Below are 14,147 nucleotides of genomic sequence, written 5' to 3' on the forward strand. Positions count from 1 at the left end.
GATTAATATTTCTCCATCGCAGAATGACAAAGGAAAACCTTCATGAATAAAATTCAGACACAAAGCCGCCGGATCAGACAATTCTTTCAGTTCTTTCTGATCGTGACTCCAATCGCAGTCTGCTATTACTGGCTTACCGTCGGAACAACGTACGATGTTCTCACCCGCTTTGGTATTGTCGAGTTGAGCTACGACTTCAGTGAGTACACGCAACAGCCACTGACCGCAATGACACGGCTGTTCGCCGCAGGCGCCAGTTTACTGCTGTGCGCTATCTTGATGTACGCACTTAGTGTGTTAATCCGCTTATTCCGCAACTACGAACATCACGAAATCTTCACTCTGGACAACGCCATTTGCTATCAAAAGTTGGGACGTTGCTTGTTTTACTGGGTGGGGGGCTCTATCATCCACGGCGCACTGATATCAGTGATTCTCTCGTTTAATAATCCACCGGGAGAACGCATGGTCACCTTATCATTTCAAGGGTTGGATTTTTTAACGCTGGTGTTAGGTGCCATCATTCTGATCATCTCTTGGGTCATGCGAGAAGGACATGATCTCGCGGATGAAAGCCGCCTGACGATTTAAGGAGTCTCATGTCTATTCGAATCAATTTGGACGTTATGATGGCGAAACGCAAAATGCGTCTGAAAACTCTCGCACAAGCCGTCGACATTACCGAAGCGAACTTGTCCATACTCAAAAACGGTAAAGCTAAGGCCATTCGTCTGCCTACGCTGGAAAAACTGTGTGAAGTGCTTGAGTGCCAACCTGGCGATCTGCTCGAATACGTAGACGAGCAGGATAACCCGACGCCTTAATTTCAAATGGTATCCACTGCCATTTAACCCGCAGCCCTGTGTTGCGGGCTTTTTGCGTCAGGAACTGGCGTTGTATTCTGCGATTCAAACCAAACGCATCAGGGCTTTCCCCCTTTGTGACAAAGGCACCTGATGCGTATGCAATCAGTCTTGTAAATAGTTGCATATCTGCGACAAGCTGAGATTTTATAAAACTGAAATTTTTCTCTACTCATACTTTAGTTTTGTTTCAATATCTTACGAGCCATTATAAAGATTGAGTAAAATTCCTGTCAGCGTTGTGCTTTCTTCCCATATCTGGATTGTCGTATCATACTTTACCTATAAGGCCTTCAGCCTTGTCAGAATGAATAATTTTAACAAACCAACAAGAAAAATTTGCCGTGAGATTTTTAGTTTATTCTTTTCTCATTAGCCTGTTTTGCGCGCCCGCACTGGCAGCCGTCGACTTAGTGAAAGTCGACAAGTCGAAACGACGGATGTATCTGTTGAAAGACGATGAGATCATTCGAGAGTATCGTATTGCATTGGGAAAACGTCCAAGAGGACACAAAGTTCGTGAAGGCGACAGCCGGACACCGGAAGGTCGTTACCAACTTGATTTTGTGATGAACGACTCCGACTTTTATCGTTCCATTCATATTACTTACCCAAATCAGCACGATGTCGACTACTCCCATCGTTTGGGCTACCGGCCTGGTGGTAATATCAAGATCCATGGTCTTAAAAATGGTGATAAAGTGAATCCGGATTTTGTCCAGAGCTTTGACTGGACCAATGGATGCATCGCAATCACCAATGAAGAAATGGACGAGTTCTTATCACTGGTTCAAGCCGGAACACCCATTGATATTGAGTGGTGATCAGGACGCGTTACTTTGAGCCGATGCCGGGCTGTCAGCAGCCTGGCTGCGCTTGTCTCGTGTCACCCACCAGCAGATCAACGACCCAATCGTCACCATCAGCACCCCCTGCCAGAAACTGCCCGTCAATGCCACGCCTAATATCACGGACGACAGCAACGTGGAGAAGATTGGCGTGAAGTAAGACAGGGTCGCGAGTAAGACCATATTGCCACCCAAAATAGCAATATTCCACAACGCATAACCTCCCCCCATCACTATACCGGTCCACAATACATTGCCCGCCGCAGAGAGTGAGAACGTCATGCCGGTTTCATCACTGAACGCATACTGGGTCCACAAGGAGACTGCCGTCATAGCAAAAAACAGCGTGATCGCGTTTTGCCCCCCGGACAGGCGTTTCGTAACGTTGCAATAAATCGCCCAGAGAAAGGCACCAATGAATGCCAGCGCGTACGTCAGGGGGTTCGTGGCAACACTGGCCGCCAGCTTCGCCACCGACAGGCCTTCATCTCCGGTGATCGTCCAGGCGACACCAATAAATGCCAGTGCCACGCTCGGATAAACCAGAATATTGGCTTTCTTATTACTGACGATCACCGCCAGTAATACCGTCAGAGCCGGCCACAGATAGTTGATCACCGCCATCTGCATTGCCTGATGACGGTCATTGGCCATTCCGAGCGACAACGCCAGACACACCTCGTAAGCAGCGAATAACCCGCCGCCAATCAATACATAACGCCAGGATAAATTACGCCACTTCGGCACACCAATAACGATCAACAAAAACACCGAGGCAACGGTATAAATCCAGGCTGCGCCACCAATTGGTCCGAGCTGCTCCGCCACTTTGCGGGCAAACCCTAACATGGAGCTCCAGAGAAGCACAGCCGCAACGCCATACAGAGTAAATTTATACTGATTCAACACACTACAACTCAAACAACCGCAAGCAAACCCTCACCTTGCATTAAGAATCGTTTTCTGTCAATCGACGAATCAGTTTTGCCGGAGTCCCCCCAACCAGGCTGTCAGGCGGTACATCACGCGTCACGACTGAATTCGCTGCAATCACGGAACGTGCACCGATCGTTACTCCCTGATTGATCACCACATTACCACCGATCCAGACATCATCCTCCACCACAATCGGCTGACAGAAAGTTTCCCAGGAGCGACGGCGACGATAGTCCAGAGAATGGCCTGCGGTGTAAAACTGCGCATTCGGTCCGATAAGAACATGATTGCCAATGGTAATGTGCGCACCATCCAACATGGTGGCGTTCATATTGATAAAGGTGTTGTGGCCAATGGAAATCGTCTGGCCAAACTCACAACAAAAAGGAGAACGAATCACACTGCCTTCACCAAACTGCGCCAACAGGTCGTTGAGAATAGCACGGCGAGTATCCTCGTCACTGGTCTGATTGAGGTCACGACCGAGTTCGCTGGCTTTGTCCCTCACCACGTTGATACTCTCATCACCTCCGTCAAACAGCTCACCGGAAGTCATTTTTTCAAATTCAGTCATGCTCACTCTCCTACTTTGCGAGATTTAGACAGGAACCGAGAGCATACCCGCTTAACCGAACAGAAACAGAGAAAACTTTGGCAAGTTTTACATCCGTAATTAGAGCGAGTCATCAACGAGCACAAAAAAGCCGGGTAACACACCCGGCTTTTGAATCAATGTGCGGATTAACGCTAAGTGGCTCAGACAATTTCCCAGCTGTGCGTCATCTCGACACCTTGTCCGAGCATCAGACACACGGAGCAATACTTCTCTAATGAGTTGGCCGCAACCTGAGCGACCACATCGGCATCCAGCTCGTGGCCCGAGACAACAAAATGAATGTTAACCTGAGTAAAAATGCGCGGCGCGGTTTCACGACGCTGTGTGGTCAGCTTTGCGGTACACGCCGTCACTTGCTGGCCCGCTTCTTTGAGTCCATCAACCACATCCACAGAGCTGCAGCCACCGGCCGCCATCAACACCATCTCCATTGGGCTTGGCGCTGTTGCGCCGCCGTTGCCATCCATCACCACAGAGTGGCCAGACTGTGATTGACCCAGAAATTTAAACTCTTCAATCCACTTAACTTCAGCTTGCATCTCTTTCTCTCATTTAACAGCAATACCATCGGACAACTCTAGCACAGGTGAGCTTATCCACACGAGGCTTTACCTCTCCTACCCCAGTAATGGCCAGATAGGAGAAAGACCATCAGGTCATCCACACGACCCGCGCAGCTAATAAAATCAATACCACACCGGAAAGCCGGTCGATCAACTGTGCTTTCGTCCGCACTCGATCCAGCAAGCGGGGGCTGGAAAGTAGGAAAGTGAGCAGCGTATACCACAATCCATCAACCACCAGTGGCGTGGCAACAATGACTGCTTTGCTACCGAAATCACTTCCCACCGCAACAAATTGACTGAACAAGGCGATAAAAAACAACGCGATTTTAGGGCTAAGTAAAGAAATCAAAAAACCTTCTTTGGCTGACTGCCATAGCGTAGTGGTTTCACCGGATTCCAGTTTGGCCGCCACACCACCTTTTGAGCGTAACGCATTCCACCCCAGATAAACCAGATACAACGCGCCCGCATAACTGATGGTTTTGAACAACAAAGGCGACTGGTGCAACACCACCGCGAGGCCAATGAGGGTGATAAACGCATATATCCCAATCCCCAACGCGTGGGCCCATGCCGTCGCAAGGCCGTTCGCCCGCCCACCGGCAAGGCTGTGCTTCGCGACCATTGCTAAACTGGGACCGGGAGACATCGCTCCCAACAGACAAACGGTAAAAAGCGATAGCCAGATAGTAAAAGTCATAGATGTGTCCTCCTGATAGCAGCATCATTGCTCAAATCAGGACATAAATAGAAATCAAAGTTTTTCATAAAGGCCATGATTTTAAATCATACCAATAGAATAAGGCGACTGACGCATCATCAGATACACTTGCTCACGCATCCAGCGGTGCGCACTGTCGTTGTCATATTTTGGGTGCCACATCAGCCAGTACTGGTGTGTCTCCGTATCAAACGGCAAGGGCCTATGTTGCAAGGGCGCATGTTTAGAAAGATTGATGGCGATATGCTCAGGCACGACCATCAGCAAGTCACTGCCCTGGAGCGTATTAATTGCAGCGGAAAAAAACGGTACTTTAAGTGCAATTCGACGTTTTACTCCCAATGCTTTCAGCACTATGTCCGTGGACGCATCTTTATCGCCGCCTCCGGTGACTTTAATGTGCGCATAACGCAACAGATCGTCCGTGGTGATCGCACTGCGAGCGCAAAGCGGATGCTGGGCACTCATAAGGCACACTGACTTATCTTCCCCCAGTTTGAGGCTGCTGACCTGTTCAGGCTGTCGAGGCAGCATGGTGGATGCCAGTTGGATCCCGGTATCGTGCAAGTGATCTAGATAAGACGGATCCCATAATCGGTAAGCAATATCCACATCTGGGGCCTGCGCTTTAATGGTGCGTGCAATATCAGGCAGGATGTACTGCGCAACGTAATCACTGGATGCGAGCACTACTTCACTCTGCCATTGCTGCGGCTCAAACGGTTTGTCATCCAGCAAGTGCTCAAACTCACCCAGCAACGCGTCCAGTTTGTACTTGAGTGCTGTGGCCCTGGGCGTCGGTAAGAGCAAATTACCGTCCCGCACCAGCAAGGGGTCTCCGCATAAATCGCGTAATTGCGCCAGTTGACGACTCACCGCCGACTGAGTGATATTCAGGCGCTGGGCCGCACGGCTGACGTGGCACTCTTCCAGCAAGACGTGCAAAGAGCGTAATAAATTCAGGTTAATGTTACCCAACATATTCCACCCAGGGCTTGCGCCATTTCGGAGCCGGGTAGTTTTCTGGCCAATATTCAACCTGGCGTCGGATCAGGCCTTGTCCAACGGTGTGAAAGGTGATTGCGGTGTCGGTACGCTTCCCGTCCGACACGGTGACATCCGTGACGACCTGTTGTCCATCTGCCACGATACAATTGATGACAAAAGTCCAGCGACCTTCCGCCGGATACGCAGAATTCAACTCAGCAAAATTGTTGCGCCCTGTGATTCTTTCACCACTTTGAGGCCAAAGAATCTCCACATCTTCTGACAGACAGTTCGCCGCCAGATAAAAATCATTGCTCTGCATCGCTTGCCAATAGGCCTCGACGGTCTGTTGCGCATTCATGCTTGCCCCTTGGTGGTATTGAAGAATTCCGTCAGCACAGTATGTGTCATCAGATGGCGCAGTTCCGGAATTTGTTGCAACTGGTCGCGGATTGCGTTGAGGCGGTTCATAGTGGGTACCTCAACGTAAAGCATCATGTCTGTCTCACCACTGATGGCATGGCACCATTTCACGCCATCGATCTGATAAATATCTGCCGCATACGCTTCACATTGATGCGAAGAGCCGGACGTATCAAACTTAATCGCCAGATAAGCACAAATCATCTCCGTCGGCTTGTCGGTTACAATGTTGGCGTGATAGCCGAGAATAACCTGATCATTTTCCAGCTTGCGGATTCGCGCAGTCACCGCTGAACGGGACAAGTTGACATCCCGGGCAATTTCACTCACCGAGCGCCGGGCATTGTGTTTGAGAATGTGGATGATTTGGTGATCGAATTTGTCCATTATGACTTCCTGTAATCGCTCAACTTATCCTGTTGAGTTCAGGTAATGTGACACAAATTCTCGATGCAGAAAAGCCGACAATGTGGCAAAAATCGGCAACCAAAACGTCATATTGACAGATAACTCCGTCATTTTGGTTACTGAGTTTCCGCGGAGAAGCGGGTACTCTTGGCGAATACGGATCTTACGGAGACAACAATAACAATGAGTCAGTTGAAACAGGACATCACTTTGCTGTCTGGCATCGGGCAGCTTTCCACTACTCTGATGGGCACCGGGCTGTTTATGATCCCCGCGATTGCCGCAGGGATCGCAGGTCATCTCTCACTTTGGGCCTGGCTGATTCTGTTTGTGGCTATTTGCCCAATCGCGTTGACGTTTGCCCAATTGGGTAAACGCTACCCGAGTGCAGGCGGCACTGCCTATTTTGTCCGTAAAGCCTTTAACAGTAAACTTGAACGCAGCGTGGCCTGGCTATTTGTCAGCGTAATCCCCGTCGGAGTCCCCGCCGCTATCGCTCTGGCGGCCAGTTTCTTGCAACAATTGCTCCCTGAGGCTCTGAATCACGCGTTGCTGGCACAAAGCCTAACGGTCGCATTGCTGATTCTGGTCAACCTGATGGGGACGAAATCGTCTGGTCGACTGCAAACGCTGATTGCCCTGAGCATCTTTGCACTGGTCGGTGCGTTTTTATGGCAAGGCAACGTCACCACGCAAGATCTGCACATGCCAACTCTGGATGGCGAGTCCTGGTGGCCGATAGGTGCGGCATTGGGAGTGATGTTCTGGTGCTTTGTCGGTATCGAAGCGTTTGCGCACATGGGGGAAGAGTTTAAAAATCCGCAGCGCGATTTCCCTATTGCGATCGTTGTCGGTTGTTTTGTGGCCGGAGCCACCTACTGGGCATGTTCAGTCGTGATACTCAAATTCGGTGCTTACGGCACAGCTGAGCTCGACAGTGCGTTGATTCCCTGGCTAAGTGAGCAACTGTTTGGCGATGGCTTTAAAACGCTGATCAGCGTTGTCGGGTTTTCCGCGTGCTTCGCCAGCGTCAACCTCTACACACAAAGTCTGTCGCGCATGGTCTGGGCGCAAGCACGTGAATATCGTCCACACAGCGCTATCGCACGCGTATCCATCCGTGGTGTGCCAGCCAATGCAACGCTGTTTGTTGGTGCCGTTTTGATGCTGTCGTGTGTGATGGGTGCCCTCTCAGGTCTGGATCTGGAGTTCTTCCTTAAGCTGGCCAACAGCATATTCGTTCTGATTTATCTGTTGGCCATGCTCGCCGCATGTAAACTGCTGCGCGGTATCGCCCGAGGCATGGCGATGGTCTCGCTCTTGCTTTGTACCGGTGTGTTTATTTGCCTAGGCTGGTCAATGCTCTACGCATTGAGTGTGTTTGCGGCCCTGTCACTTCCTTGGGAACGGTGGCTGAGAAAAACGCCCACGGAAGCCACCTGAACAATTACAACAACTCACTGACGACCTGGTTGCCACGAATACACGTCAGCGTTTGTGGCGACACTTTACACCAGCTTCCGTCACTTTCCAGTGGCTCAGAAGCCAGCGCTATATTTTCCTCTTCCGCTCTGATAAACACGGTCGGCGGCTCCTTATCGGTGCTGTAACGCACCACCCAGAAGCCGTCCCCATCAGACAGGCACATCGACGCTTTGAACGGCTGATCAACGCCCTTTTCCGCCATAATCGACTCAATGTCATCAATGGTTTTGCGGATTGCGGCGACCGGGTCTTCACGCAAACCATTGTTCATCGCTAATAGAAAAATCAGTTCACTGTCTGTGCTGCCTCGACGCTGCAAATACAAAGCTTCCGGCAGTTGCCGTTCAAGCGCGTACTTGACCTGTGAATACCCGCCTATCTGGCCATTATGCAGAAACATCCAGTTATCGAGAATGAACGGGTGACAATTTGAACGAGAGACGGAGGTCCCCGTAGAGGAGCGAACATGGGCCATAAATCGATGTGAACGAATATGGTGAGTCAGAGAACGTAAATTCTCATCGCCCCACGCCGGCAAGACTTCATGAAACTGGCCGGGCGTAGCCCGTTCTGTGTACCAGCCGAGACCAAACCCGTCTGCATTGACACGCGTGACCGCTTTACGAGCTTCGAGGCTCTGATGTACTAACGAATGCTCTGGTTCATACACCAGTTCATCAAGATAAATCGGGCGTCCCTGATACGCCAACCAGCGGCACATAATCGCTTTCCTGTTAGACTAAGAGAGGCATCCAATAAATCACGTTTCAAAAACCCTGGCAAGCCGCATGATCTGCGGCTCGATTTGATCCAGTGCGGTATTGCCAAACCCGAGAACCGCACCATACCAGTGGCGTAATTCTGCACAATCATGTTCATAGTAACTGAGAGGACGCAGAATGATACCGGCCTGCTTTGCCCTGTGACACACAGTCCGCTCATCCGGATCGTTGCGCCACTTGAGTGTCACATGCAGACCTGCAGCCTGACTGATGACACTGACCGAAGGCAGGTAGCGCCCAATCGCTTCGCACACCCTCTGGTGCTTTTGTTTGTACAACCGGCGCATTTTGCGGATATGGCGCTGCAGGTCCCCCGCGGCAATAAACTCCGCCAGCGCGGCCTGAGTGTGTGCCGGAGAGTCACCACTGAGCGCATCCTTCATTGCCACACAGCTCTCCACCAAGGACGCAGGTACCACCAGATACCCTATCCGCAGCCCGTTAAACATGACTTTGCTGAACGAACCGACGTATAACACACGCTCATCGCATCCCACCTGAGCTGCGAGCCCCTGTAAGCTGGTGTACGGCCGGTGAGCGAACTGAAATTCGCTGTCATAGTCGTCCTCGATGATCCAACTTTTTCGGATGCGAGCCCATTCAATCAGGGTGAGTCGCTGCTCGGTGTTCAACGTCGTGCCCATTGGGTACTGATTGCTGGGCGTCACATACAAAGCGCGGGCATGACTTTGCAACGCGGTTTCAATCTCCAATCCACTGCGCGCACGGACCGGCAACGGCTCCAGGTTCAAACTATTCAACTCAAGCACTTTGGTCATCTGAGCATAACCGGGCTGCTCCATCAGCACGGACTCCCCCTTTGGTACCGTGGCCATCAAGGCAATAGCCAATGCCTGCTGGGCACCCGACGTAATAATGATCCTATCGGCATGACAATGCACAGAGCGGCTGCTGGCCAGATAAGCAGCCAGCGCAGAACGTAATTCCATGCTTCCCTGAATCGGTTGATTGCCCAACAGATTGACCCGGCCGACATGACGTTGCAGGCACCGGTTCCATTTCGCCAGTGGGAATTGGGCCAAATCAGGCACACCAGGCGCAAACGGGGCATTCACATCCCCTGGCGGTCGGTGCGTGTTTTGAGCACCTACCGTAGCATCACCGGGATTAAAATACTGTTCCGGCAACGTCACCGCGACAAAAAATCCGGCGCCGCGCCGGCTCTCGATATAGCCTTCCGCCACCAGCTGTTCATAGGCTGCGACCACGGTATTGCGGCTCAGCCCAAGCTCGGCAGCCATCTTACGCGTTGACGGCAAACGCCCTGCAGTCGGCCACAACTGACCGACGATTTTTAGGCGCACCGCGTGGAATAGTTTGCTCTGCAGGTTCTCCGGTCCGTCGGCCAGAACCAGATCACCAATTTCAATTGGCTGCAAATTGGACCTATAAAAAATTAAAAACTGGCACTCATAAAAGTACCAGTTTGCACTTACATTGCCAATCAGAAGCCATCAACGAGGACTGATCATGCTATCGCAAACCCAACGCACTGAAATCAAAAAATCCGTTCACAAAACTGTGCTCGACACCCAACAGCTTCACGCGATCATCGACGAGAGCCTGTTGGCACACATTGCAATTACCGAAGCGCATGGCCCCGTGGTGATCCCTATGCTAACTTGGCGAGTCGGACAACGAATATATATCCATGGCGCACGCAACAGTCGCCTCATTCGCCAGCTCAAACAGGGCAATTCCACCTGCCTGACTTTTACGTTGTTTGACGGCTGGGTACTGGCCCGGTCAACGTTCCACCACAGCGCGCATTACCGCTCTGCAGTGGTGTTCGGCCAATTCGAAGAAATAGAGGACAACGCGGAAAAAGATCGCTTACTCAATCATTTCGTCGAACAGATTGCCCCCGGCAGAAGTGCCGAGGCCCGAACCGGAAATGAAAAAGAGCTGACGGCAACCGTGGTTCTGAGCATGCCACTGTCTGAAGCATCAGTAAAAATCAGTTGCTCTGATGTGAATGATGATGCTGCCGACATGGACTTGCCGGTTTGGGCTGGCATTGTGCCCTATCGTACGGTTGTTGGCCCATTGGTCCCGAGCCCAACCATGACCACGATACCGGAAACGCCGGATTACAGCCGGACGTATGGTTCAAGGTGGGTCCATTATCCAGTTGATTAATCCAATAAAAAGGAGCCTTTCAGCTCCTTTTTCAGGGTCTGTTATTCGTCCTCCGGTCGAAGCAGAGCATCGAACGTCGGATGCCCGTGCAATGATTCCAAATCCGGTTCTTCGTTGAGCAAGTCTTTGATCGACGGGCTCACCTCAATGGCGTGCACTAAGTCTTCAATCGCCTGCTCTTCCGCACCTAATCGGGCAAACGCACACGAACGCTGATACAAAGCCGGGCCATTTTTACCATCCAGCTCCAGTACCCGGTTACACATACTCAACGCCCAGTAGTACTCTTTCATCTCCATGACCGCATCGGCTTTGTACGTCAAAGCTTCCAGGTCACCCGGACGGATCTTGAGGATTTCGTCATACACTTCAACTCGTTGCTCCGGCGTTGGCATGCTTTGCGCGCGTAACCACAAGTTATGAATTTCGTTAATGATCTCAATTTCTTTGTTGTTTTCAGTGATGATGCGGGTCTTACGCTTCAAGTCGCGTTCCAGCGCCACGAATTTCTTTTCGTACTCCAACGCAATTTTATTCAGTCGTTTATCCGCCAAATCTTTGGTGTTGTTTTTGATCTCTTTCATCGACTGCCAGCCGATCAAAGCGATCAGCGAAGCCACTCCGGCAATAATGTAGAAGAAATAAGTAACCGTGACGTTGGCATAGTTCAGTGATTTATCGGCAACCGCCAGCTCACGGTCAGTGATCTGCACAGTGAGACGACGCTCGAGATCTTGCTGCTCCTGACGCAAAGATTTCAGCTCGTCCATAATGTAGCGCTCCATTAACGGACGATCCAACAAGTCGCTCTCTGAGTATTTTTTTTCCTCGGCTTGGGCAACAGACAAGAAACAGCTAACAAAGACGGCAAATAACAGGCTGATTGTTCTCATCGTTATTCCTTTTTGTATTTTTTCAGTTGAGTTATCACCACACTAACAAATCCAACGCCTGTGAATCCACTTTTCGAATAAAAATCCTACCAAATCAGAACAAAGTGGTGAAGCTGTGCAAAATCGACGGCACATCACTCAAGCTAACGTTCTGCTTTGCTATAGTGGCCAAAAGAACTCATTTAGACACAAGGATGAGCCCGTTGTTTGAAGTTCGTTGGCGTTGCCTTTACACCTTATTTTTTAGTACCTGTTTGTTTGTGCTCAACGGCTGCAGCTCGGTAACGTTGCCTGACGACGCCCAAAAGAAGCTGAGCTACCACTTTGGGTATCAACAAGACTCACGTCTCGACCACTATTTTAAGCCCACCGAACATGGCCATGACCTCACCCGAGAGTCCGGTTTTCTGCCCTTGAATAAAGGCCACGACGCACTTCTGACCCGGTTGGCGTTGATCGAAACCGCACAGAAAAGCCTCGATCTCCAGTACTACATCTATCGTAACGATGAGACCAGCCAACTCCTCACCTGGCGTTTATACAAAGCCGCAGAGCGTGGCGTGCGGGTGAGGCTGCTGCTGGATGACATGCAGGCACGCAGCGACAAAGCCATGGCCTACCTCAATGCGCATCCGAACATCGAAATCCGCCTGTTTAATCCACATAAAAACCGTCACTCTCGTGGACTGAGTTTCCTGGGTGATTTCGACCGGCTGAATCAGCGTATGCATAATAAGTCTCTGACGGCCGACAACGTCGCCTCCATCGTCGGTGGGCGCAATATTGGCAATGAATATTTCTCTTACCTGTCGGATGTTGAGTTTGGTGATTTTGATGTGCTGCTGCATGGCAACACGGTCGAGCAGATTGCGGATCAATTCGACCTGTACTGGAACAGTGACTACGCCATTCCGATGGAGTGGATATATCCAGACGCCAGACCATACACGCCCGCAGAAGTGCAACAATGGCTCGACAAGACAAAAATTGCCGACAAGTTCTCTCTCGGCATCTACGACTTTACCCGATTGCCACTATACCATCAGCTACGTCAGGGCCATCTTCCTCTGCACTGGGGACCAGCGCAGCTGCTGTACGACGTTCCGAGCAAACTCGAAGGACAAGACAGCCAACTGGTATTACAGCTTAAATCTTTGCTGGCCGATGTGGAGCATTCTTTGATCCTGATTTCGCCTTATTTTGTCCCGACCGAGTCCGGCACCCAACAATTGATCAGGGCCGTGCAGTCTGGCAAAAACATCATCATCGTCACCAACTCACTGGCTTCTAACGATGTGTTTGCCGTGCATGGCTGGTATGCCAAATATCGTGAACAATTGGTAAAAGGCGGTGTTCAGCTTTGGGAAACCAAATCCACCAACAAACAAAATAACCGCTGGAGTATGACCGGCAGCAGTCGGTCCAGCTTGCACGCGAAGGTGATGTTGATGGATAACCAAAAACTGTTCGTTGGTTCTATGAATTGGGATCCACGCTCTGCCCTGCTGAACACGGAAATGGCCGTGGTACTCACACAACCAGAGTATGTCTCGCAACAGTCGGAGCAGTTTATTCAGTCGTTACCCGAGGTCGCCTATCAGGTGTTATGGCAGGACGGCGATATCGTCTGGCGTGACGCTGCAACCGAAACGTTGTACGCCAGTGAACCGGACGCCAGTCTCTGGCGACGCATCGGCGCCTGGTTTTCCGGAATTTTACCGATAGAAGATCAGCTTTAGCGGCTAAAAAAAAAGTATCCACCGGCATAGCCGGTGGTTTTTCATATGCGCCTATAAGGCTCTCCTACTGGCAGCGCCCTAGCAGGCGCGTAGTGATCTGACATTTGCATATGACTATTTCCTGCGGCCCGTAAACGGGCTACCTGAATACGGGATCGACAATTGCTCTCCCATTTTATCCTGTTCTAGTTGGTGCTTTATGTAACTTTGTATCTTGCCGGTGTTTTTTCCTACCGTATCGACATAATACCCTCGACACCAAAATTCTCGATTCCTGTACTTGAACTTCAAATCCCCAAATCGCTCATAGAGCATCAAGCTACTTTTTCCTTTCAAATACCCCATAAATGATGAAACACTCATCTTCGGTGGTATTTCTAAAAGCATATGAATATGATCTGCGCAGCATTCCGCTTCAATAATATTCACACTTTTCCATTCACATAGCTTTCTAAGTATCTCGCCTACTGCTCTTCGTTTCTCACCATAGAACACCTGCCTTCTGTACTTTGGTGCAAAAACCACATGATATTTACAATTCCATCGCGTGTGCGCTAAGCTCTTTTCGTCCCCCATTGGGACCCCCTTTCAATTCTTAATTAACTCTTGCAGTTGCCAGACCACAAGACGTTTTTATCAAATTGAAAGGGGTTATATAACTAACTTATAGCTGTAAGCTTTACGGAACCCCCAGCCTAGCTGGGGGTTTTCTCTATACAA

General features: G+C 50.4%; 17 protein-coding genes. 6 read left to right on the top strand and 11 right to left on the bottom strand.

Translation table 11 applies throughout. From position 1 onward, the window contains the following. Positions 1-42 precede the first annotated feature (42 nt). From CAG64_RS20725 to CAG64_RS20735, 3 genes are all read left to right on the top strand, one after another. Positions 43-591: a DUF2975 domain-containing protein gene (locus CAG64_RS20725; RefSeq protein ID WP_161489225.1), complete on the top strand. Its 549-nt coding sequence runs from the start codon at positions 43-45 to the stop codon at positions 589-591. An 8-nt stretch (positions 592-599) separates the two neighbouring features. Beyond that, complete coding sequence (locus CAG64_RS20730; protein ID WP_161488798.1) at positions 600-824, top strand: helix-turn-helix domain-containing protein; 225 nt, start codon at positions 600-602, stop codon at positions 822-824. 383 nt (positions 825-1,207) lie between these two features. Next, positions 1,208-1,687 (top strand): L,D-transpeptidase family protein, encoded by a 480-nt coding sequence (locus CAG64_RS20735; RefSeq protein ID WP_021704862.1) that lies wholly within the window; start codon positions 1,208-1,210, stop codon positions 1,685-1,687. Here CAG64_RS20735 and yddG read toward each other — a convergent pair whose 3' ends face one another. The 7 genes from yddG to CAG64_RS20770 all read right to left on the bottom strand — a co-directional run bounded on the left by yddG (position 1,688) and on the right by CAG64_RS20770 (position 6,347). Further along, positions 1,688-2,560: an aromatic amino acid DMT transporter YddG gene (gene yddG / locus CAG64_RS20740; RefSeq protein WP_443084063.1), complete on the bottom strand. Its 873-nt coding sequence runs from the start codon at positions 2,558-2,560 to the stop codon at positions 1,688-1,690. Positions 2,561-2,660: 100 nt separating this feature from the next. Next, positions 2,661-3,221, bottom strand: coding sequence for a sugar O-acetyltransferase (locus CAG64_RS20745; protein ID WP_161488799.1), 561 nt, complete (start codon positions 3,219-3,221; stop codon positions 2,661-2,663). 182 nt (positions 3,222-3,403) lie between these two features. Beyond that, positions 3,404-3,802, bottom strand: coding sequence for an OsmC family protein (locus CAG64_RS20750; protein WP_021704865.1), 399 nt, complete (start codon positions 3,800-3,802; stop codon positions 3,404-3,406). A gap of 112 nt (positions 3,803-3,914) precedes the next feature. Continuing rightward, positions 3,915-4,529, bottom strand: a complete 615-nt coding sequence (locus tag CAG64_RS20755) for a LysE family translocator (protein WP_021704866.1) — start codon at positions 4,527-4,529, stop codon at positions 3,915-3,917. An 81-nt stretch (positions 4,530-4,610) separates the two neighbouring features. Beyond that, complete coding sequence (locus tag CAG64_RS20760; RefSeq protein ID WP_161451587.1) at positions 4,611-5,531, bottom strand: LysR family transcriptional regulator; 921 nt, start codon at positions 5,529-5,531, stop codon at positions 4,611-4,613. Then, positions 5,521-5,898, bottom strand: a complete 378-nt coding sequence (locus tag CAG64_RS20765; RefSeq protein ID WP_021704868.1) for a nuclear transport factor 2 family protein — start codon at positions 5,896-5,898, stop codon at positions 5,521-5,523. The genes CAG64_RS20760 and CAG64_RS20765 overlap by 11 nt, the downstream gene beginning before the upstream one ends. Continuing rightward, complete coding sequence (locus tag CAG64_RS20770) at positions 5,895-6,347, bottom strand: Lrp/AsnC family transcriptional regulator (protein WP_021704869.1); 453 nt, start codon at positions 6,345-6,347, stop codon at positions 5,895-5,897. The genes CAG64_RS20765 and CAG64_RS20770 overlap by 4 nt, the downstream gene beginning before the upstream one ends. A 204-nt stretch (positions 6,348-6,551) precedes the next feature. Here CAG64_RS20770 and yjeH point away from each other — a divergent pair, with 204 nt between their 5' ends. Further along, positions 6,552-7,811 (top strand): L-methionine/branched-chain amino acid transporter, encoded by a 1,260-nt coding sequence (gene yjeH, locus CAG64_RS20775; RefSeq protein ID WP_161488800.1) that lies wholly within the window; start codon positions 6,552-6,554, stop codon positions 7,809-7,811. Between the two features lie 4 nt (positions 7,812-7,815). On the opposite strand, the gene CAG64_RS20780 is transcribed toward yjeH, so the two are convergent. Together CAG64_RS20780 and pdxR are read right to left on the bottom strand one after the other, a co-directional pair. Beyond that, a complete protein-coding gene (locus CAG64_RS20780; RefSeq protein ID WP_161451595.1) occupies positions 7,816-8,574 on the bottom strand; it encodes a class II glutamine amidotransferase in 759 nt (252 codons plus the stop codon). Positions 8,575-8,613: 39 nt separating this feature from the next. After that, complete coding sequence (gene pdxR / locus CAG64_RS20785; RefSeq protein ID WP_161488801.1) at positions 8,614-10,035, bottom strand: MocR-like pyridoxine biosynthesis transcription factor PdxR; 1,422 nt, start codon at positions 10,033-10,035, stop codon at positions 8,614-8,616. 91 nt (positions 10,036-10,126) lie between these two features. Between pdxR and CAG64_RS20790 the strand changes: the two genes are divergently transcribed. Further along, positions 10,127-10,795, top strand: a complete 669-nt coding sequence (locus CAG64_RS20790; protein ID WP_161488802.1) for a pyridoxamine 5'-phosphate oxidase family protein — start codon at positions 10,127-10,129, stop codon at positions 10,793-10,795. 41 nt (positions 10,796-10,836) lie between these two features. Here the strand turns inward: CAG64_RS20790 and CAG64_RS20795 are convergent, their stop codons facing one another. Beyond that, the gene (locus tag CAG64_RS20795; RefSeq protein WP_021704874.1) at positions 10,837-11,688 is read right to left on the bottom strand and encodes a tetratricopeptide repeat protein; all 852 of its coding nucleotides are present in this window, start codon (positions 11,686-11,688) and stop codon (positions 10,837-10,839) included. Between the two features lie 194 nt (positions 11,689-11,882). Here CAG64_RS20795 and CAG64_RS20800 point away from each other — a divergent pair, with 194 nt between their 5' ends. Beyond that, positions 11,883-13,427 carry a phospholipase D family protein gene (locus CAG64_RS20800; protein ID WP_161488803.1) on the top strand — a complete coding sequence of 515 codons (1,545 nt, stop codon included), beginning with the start codon at positions 11,883-11,885 and terminating at the stop codon, positions 13,425-13,427. A gap of 114 nt (positions 13,428-13,541) precedes the next feature. Here CAG64_RS20800 and tnpA read toward each other — a convergent pair whose 3' ends face one another. Continuing rightward, complete coding sequence (gene tnpA, locus CAG64_RS20805) at positions 13,542-14,003, bottom strand: IS200/IS605 family transposase (RefSeq protein WP_021706290.1); 462 nt, start codon at positions 14,001-14,003, stop codon at positions 13,542-13,544. Positions 14,004-14,147: the final 144 nt, after the last annotated feature.

The organism is Vibrio sp. V38_P2S17PM301 (genome assembly GCF_009904845.1).
GTDB classification, from domain to species: domain Bacteria; phylum Pseudomonadota; class Gammaproteobacteria; order Enterobacterales; family Vibrionaceae; genus Vibrio; species Vibrio proteolyticus.

Bases quoted from the DNA above. Each gene is read 5' to 3' on its own strand.
- CAG64_RS20755 (WP_021704866.1), bottom strand. From the start codon at position 4,529: ATGACTTTTACTATCTGGCTATCGCTTTTTACCGTTTGTCTGTTGGGA.
- CAG64_RS20795 (WP_021704874.1), bottom strand. From the start codon at position 11,688: ATGAGAACAATCAGCCTGTTATTTGCCGTCTTTGTTAGCTGTTTCTTG.
- CAG64_RS20780 (WP_161451595.1), bottom strand. From the start codon at position 8,574: ATGTGCCGCTGGTTGGCGTATCAGGGACGCCCGATTTATCTTGATGAA.
- CAG64_RS20730 (WP_161488798.1), top strand. From the start codon at position 600: ATGTCTATTCGAATCAATTTGGACGTTATGATGGCGAAACGCAAAATG.
- CAG64_RS20745 (WP_161488799.1), bottom strand. From the start codon at position 3,221: ATGACTGAATTTGAAAAAATGACTTCCGGTGAGCTGTTTGACGGAGGT.
- yjeH (WP_161488800.1), top strand. From the start codon at position 6,552: ATGAGTCAGTTGAAACAGGACATCACTTTGCTGTCTGGCATCGGGCAG.
- tnpA (WP_021706290.1), bottom strand. From the start codon at position 14,003: ATGGGGGACGAAAAGAGCTTAGCGCACACGCGATGGAATTGTAAATAT.
- CAG64_RS20790 (WP_161488802.1), top strand. From the start codon at position 10,127: ATGCTATCGCAAACCCAACGCACTGAAATCAAAAAATCCGTTCACAAA.
- CAG64_RS20725 (WP_161489225.1), top strand. From the start codon at position 43: ATGAATAAAATTCAGACACAAAGCCGCCGGATCAGACAATTCTTTCAG.
- CAG64_RS20750 (WP_021704865.1), bottom strand. From the start codon at position 3,802: ATGCAAGCTGAAGTTAAGTGGATTGAAGAGTTTAAATTTCTGGGTCAA.
- CAG64_RS20770 (WP_021704869.1), bottom strand. From the start codon at position 6,347: ATGGACAAATTCGATCACCAAATCATCCACATTCTCAAACACAATGCC.
- CAG64_RS20760 (WP_161451587.1), bottom strand. From the start codon at position 5,531: ATGTTGGGTAACATTAACCTGAATTTATTACGCTCTTTGCACGTCTTG.
- yddG (WP_443084063.1), bottom strand. From the start codon at position 2,560: ATGTTAGGGTTTGCCCGCAAAGTGGCGGAGCAGCTCGGACCAATTGGT.
- CAG64_RS20765 (WP_021704868.1), bottom strand. From the start codon at position 5,898: ATGAATGCGCAACAGACCGTCGAGGCCTATTGGCAAGCGATGCAGAGC.
- CAG64_RS20800 (WP_161488803.1), top strand. From the start codon at position 11,883: ATGAGCCCGTTGTTTGAAGTTCGTTGGCGTTGCCTTTACACCTTATTT.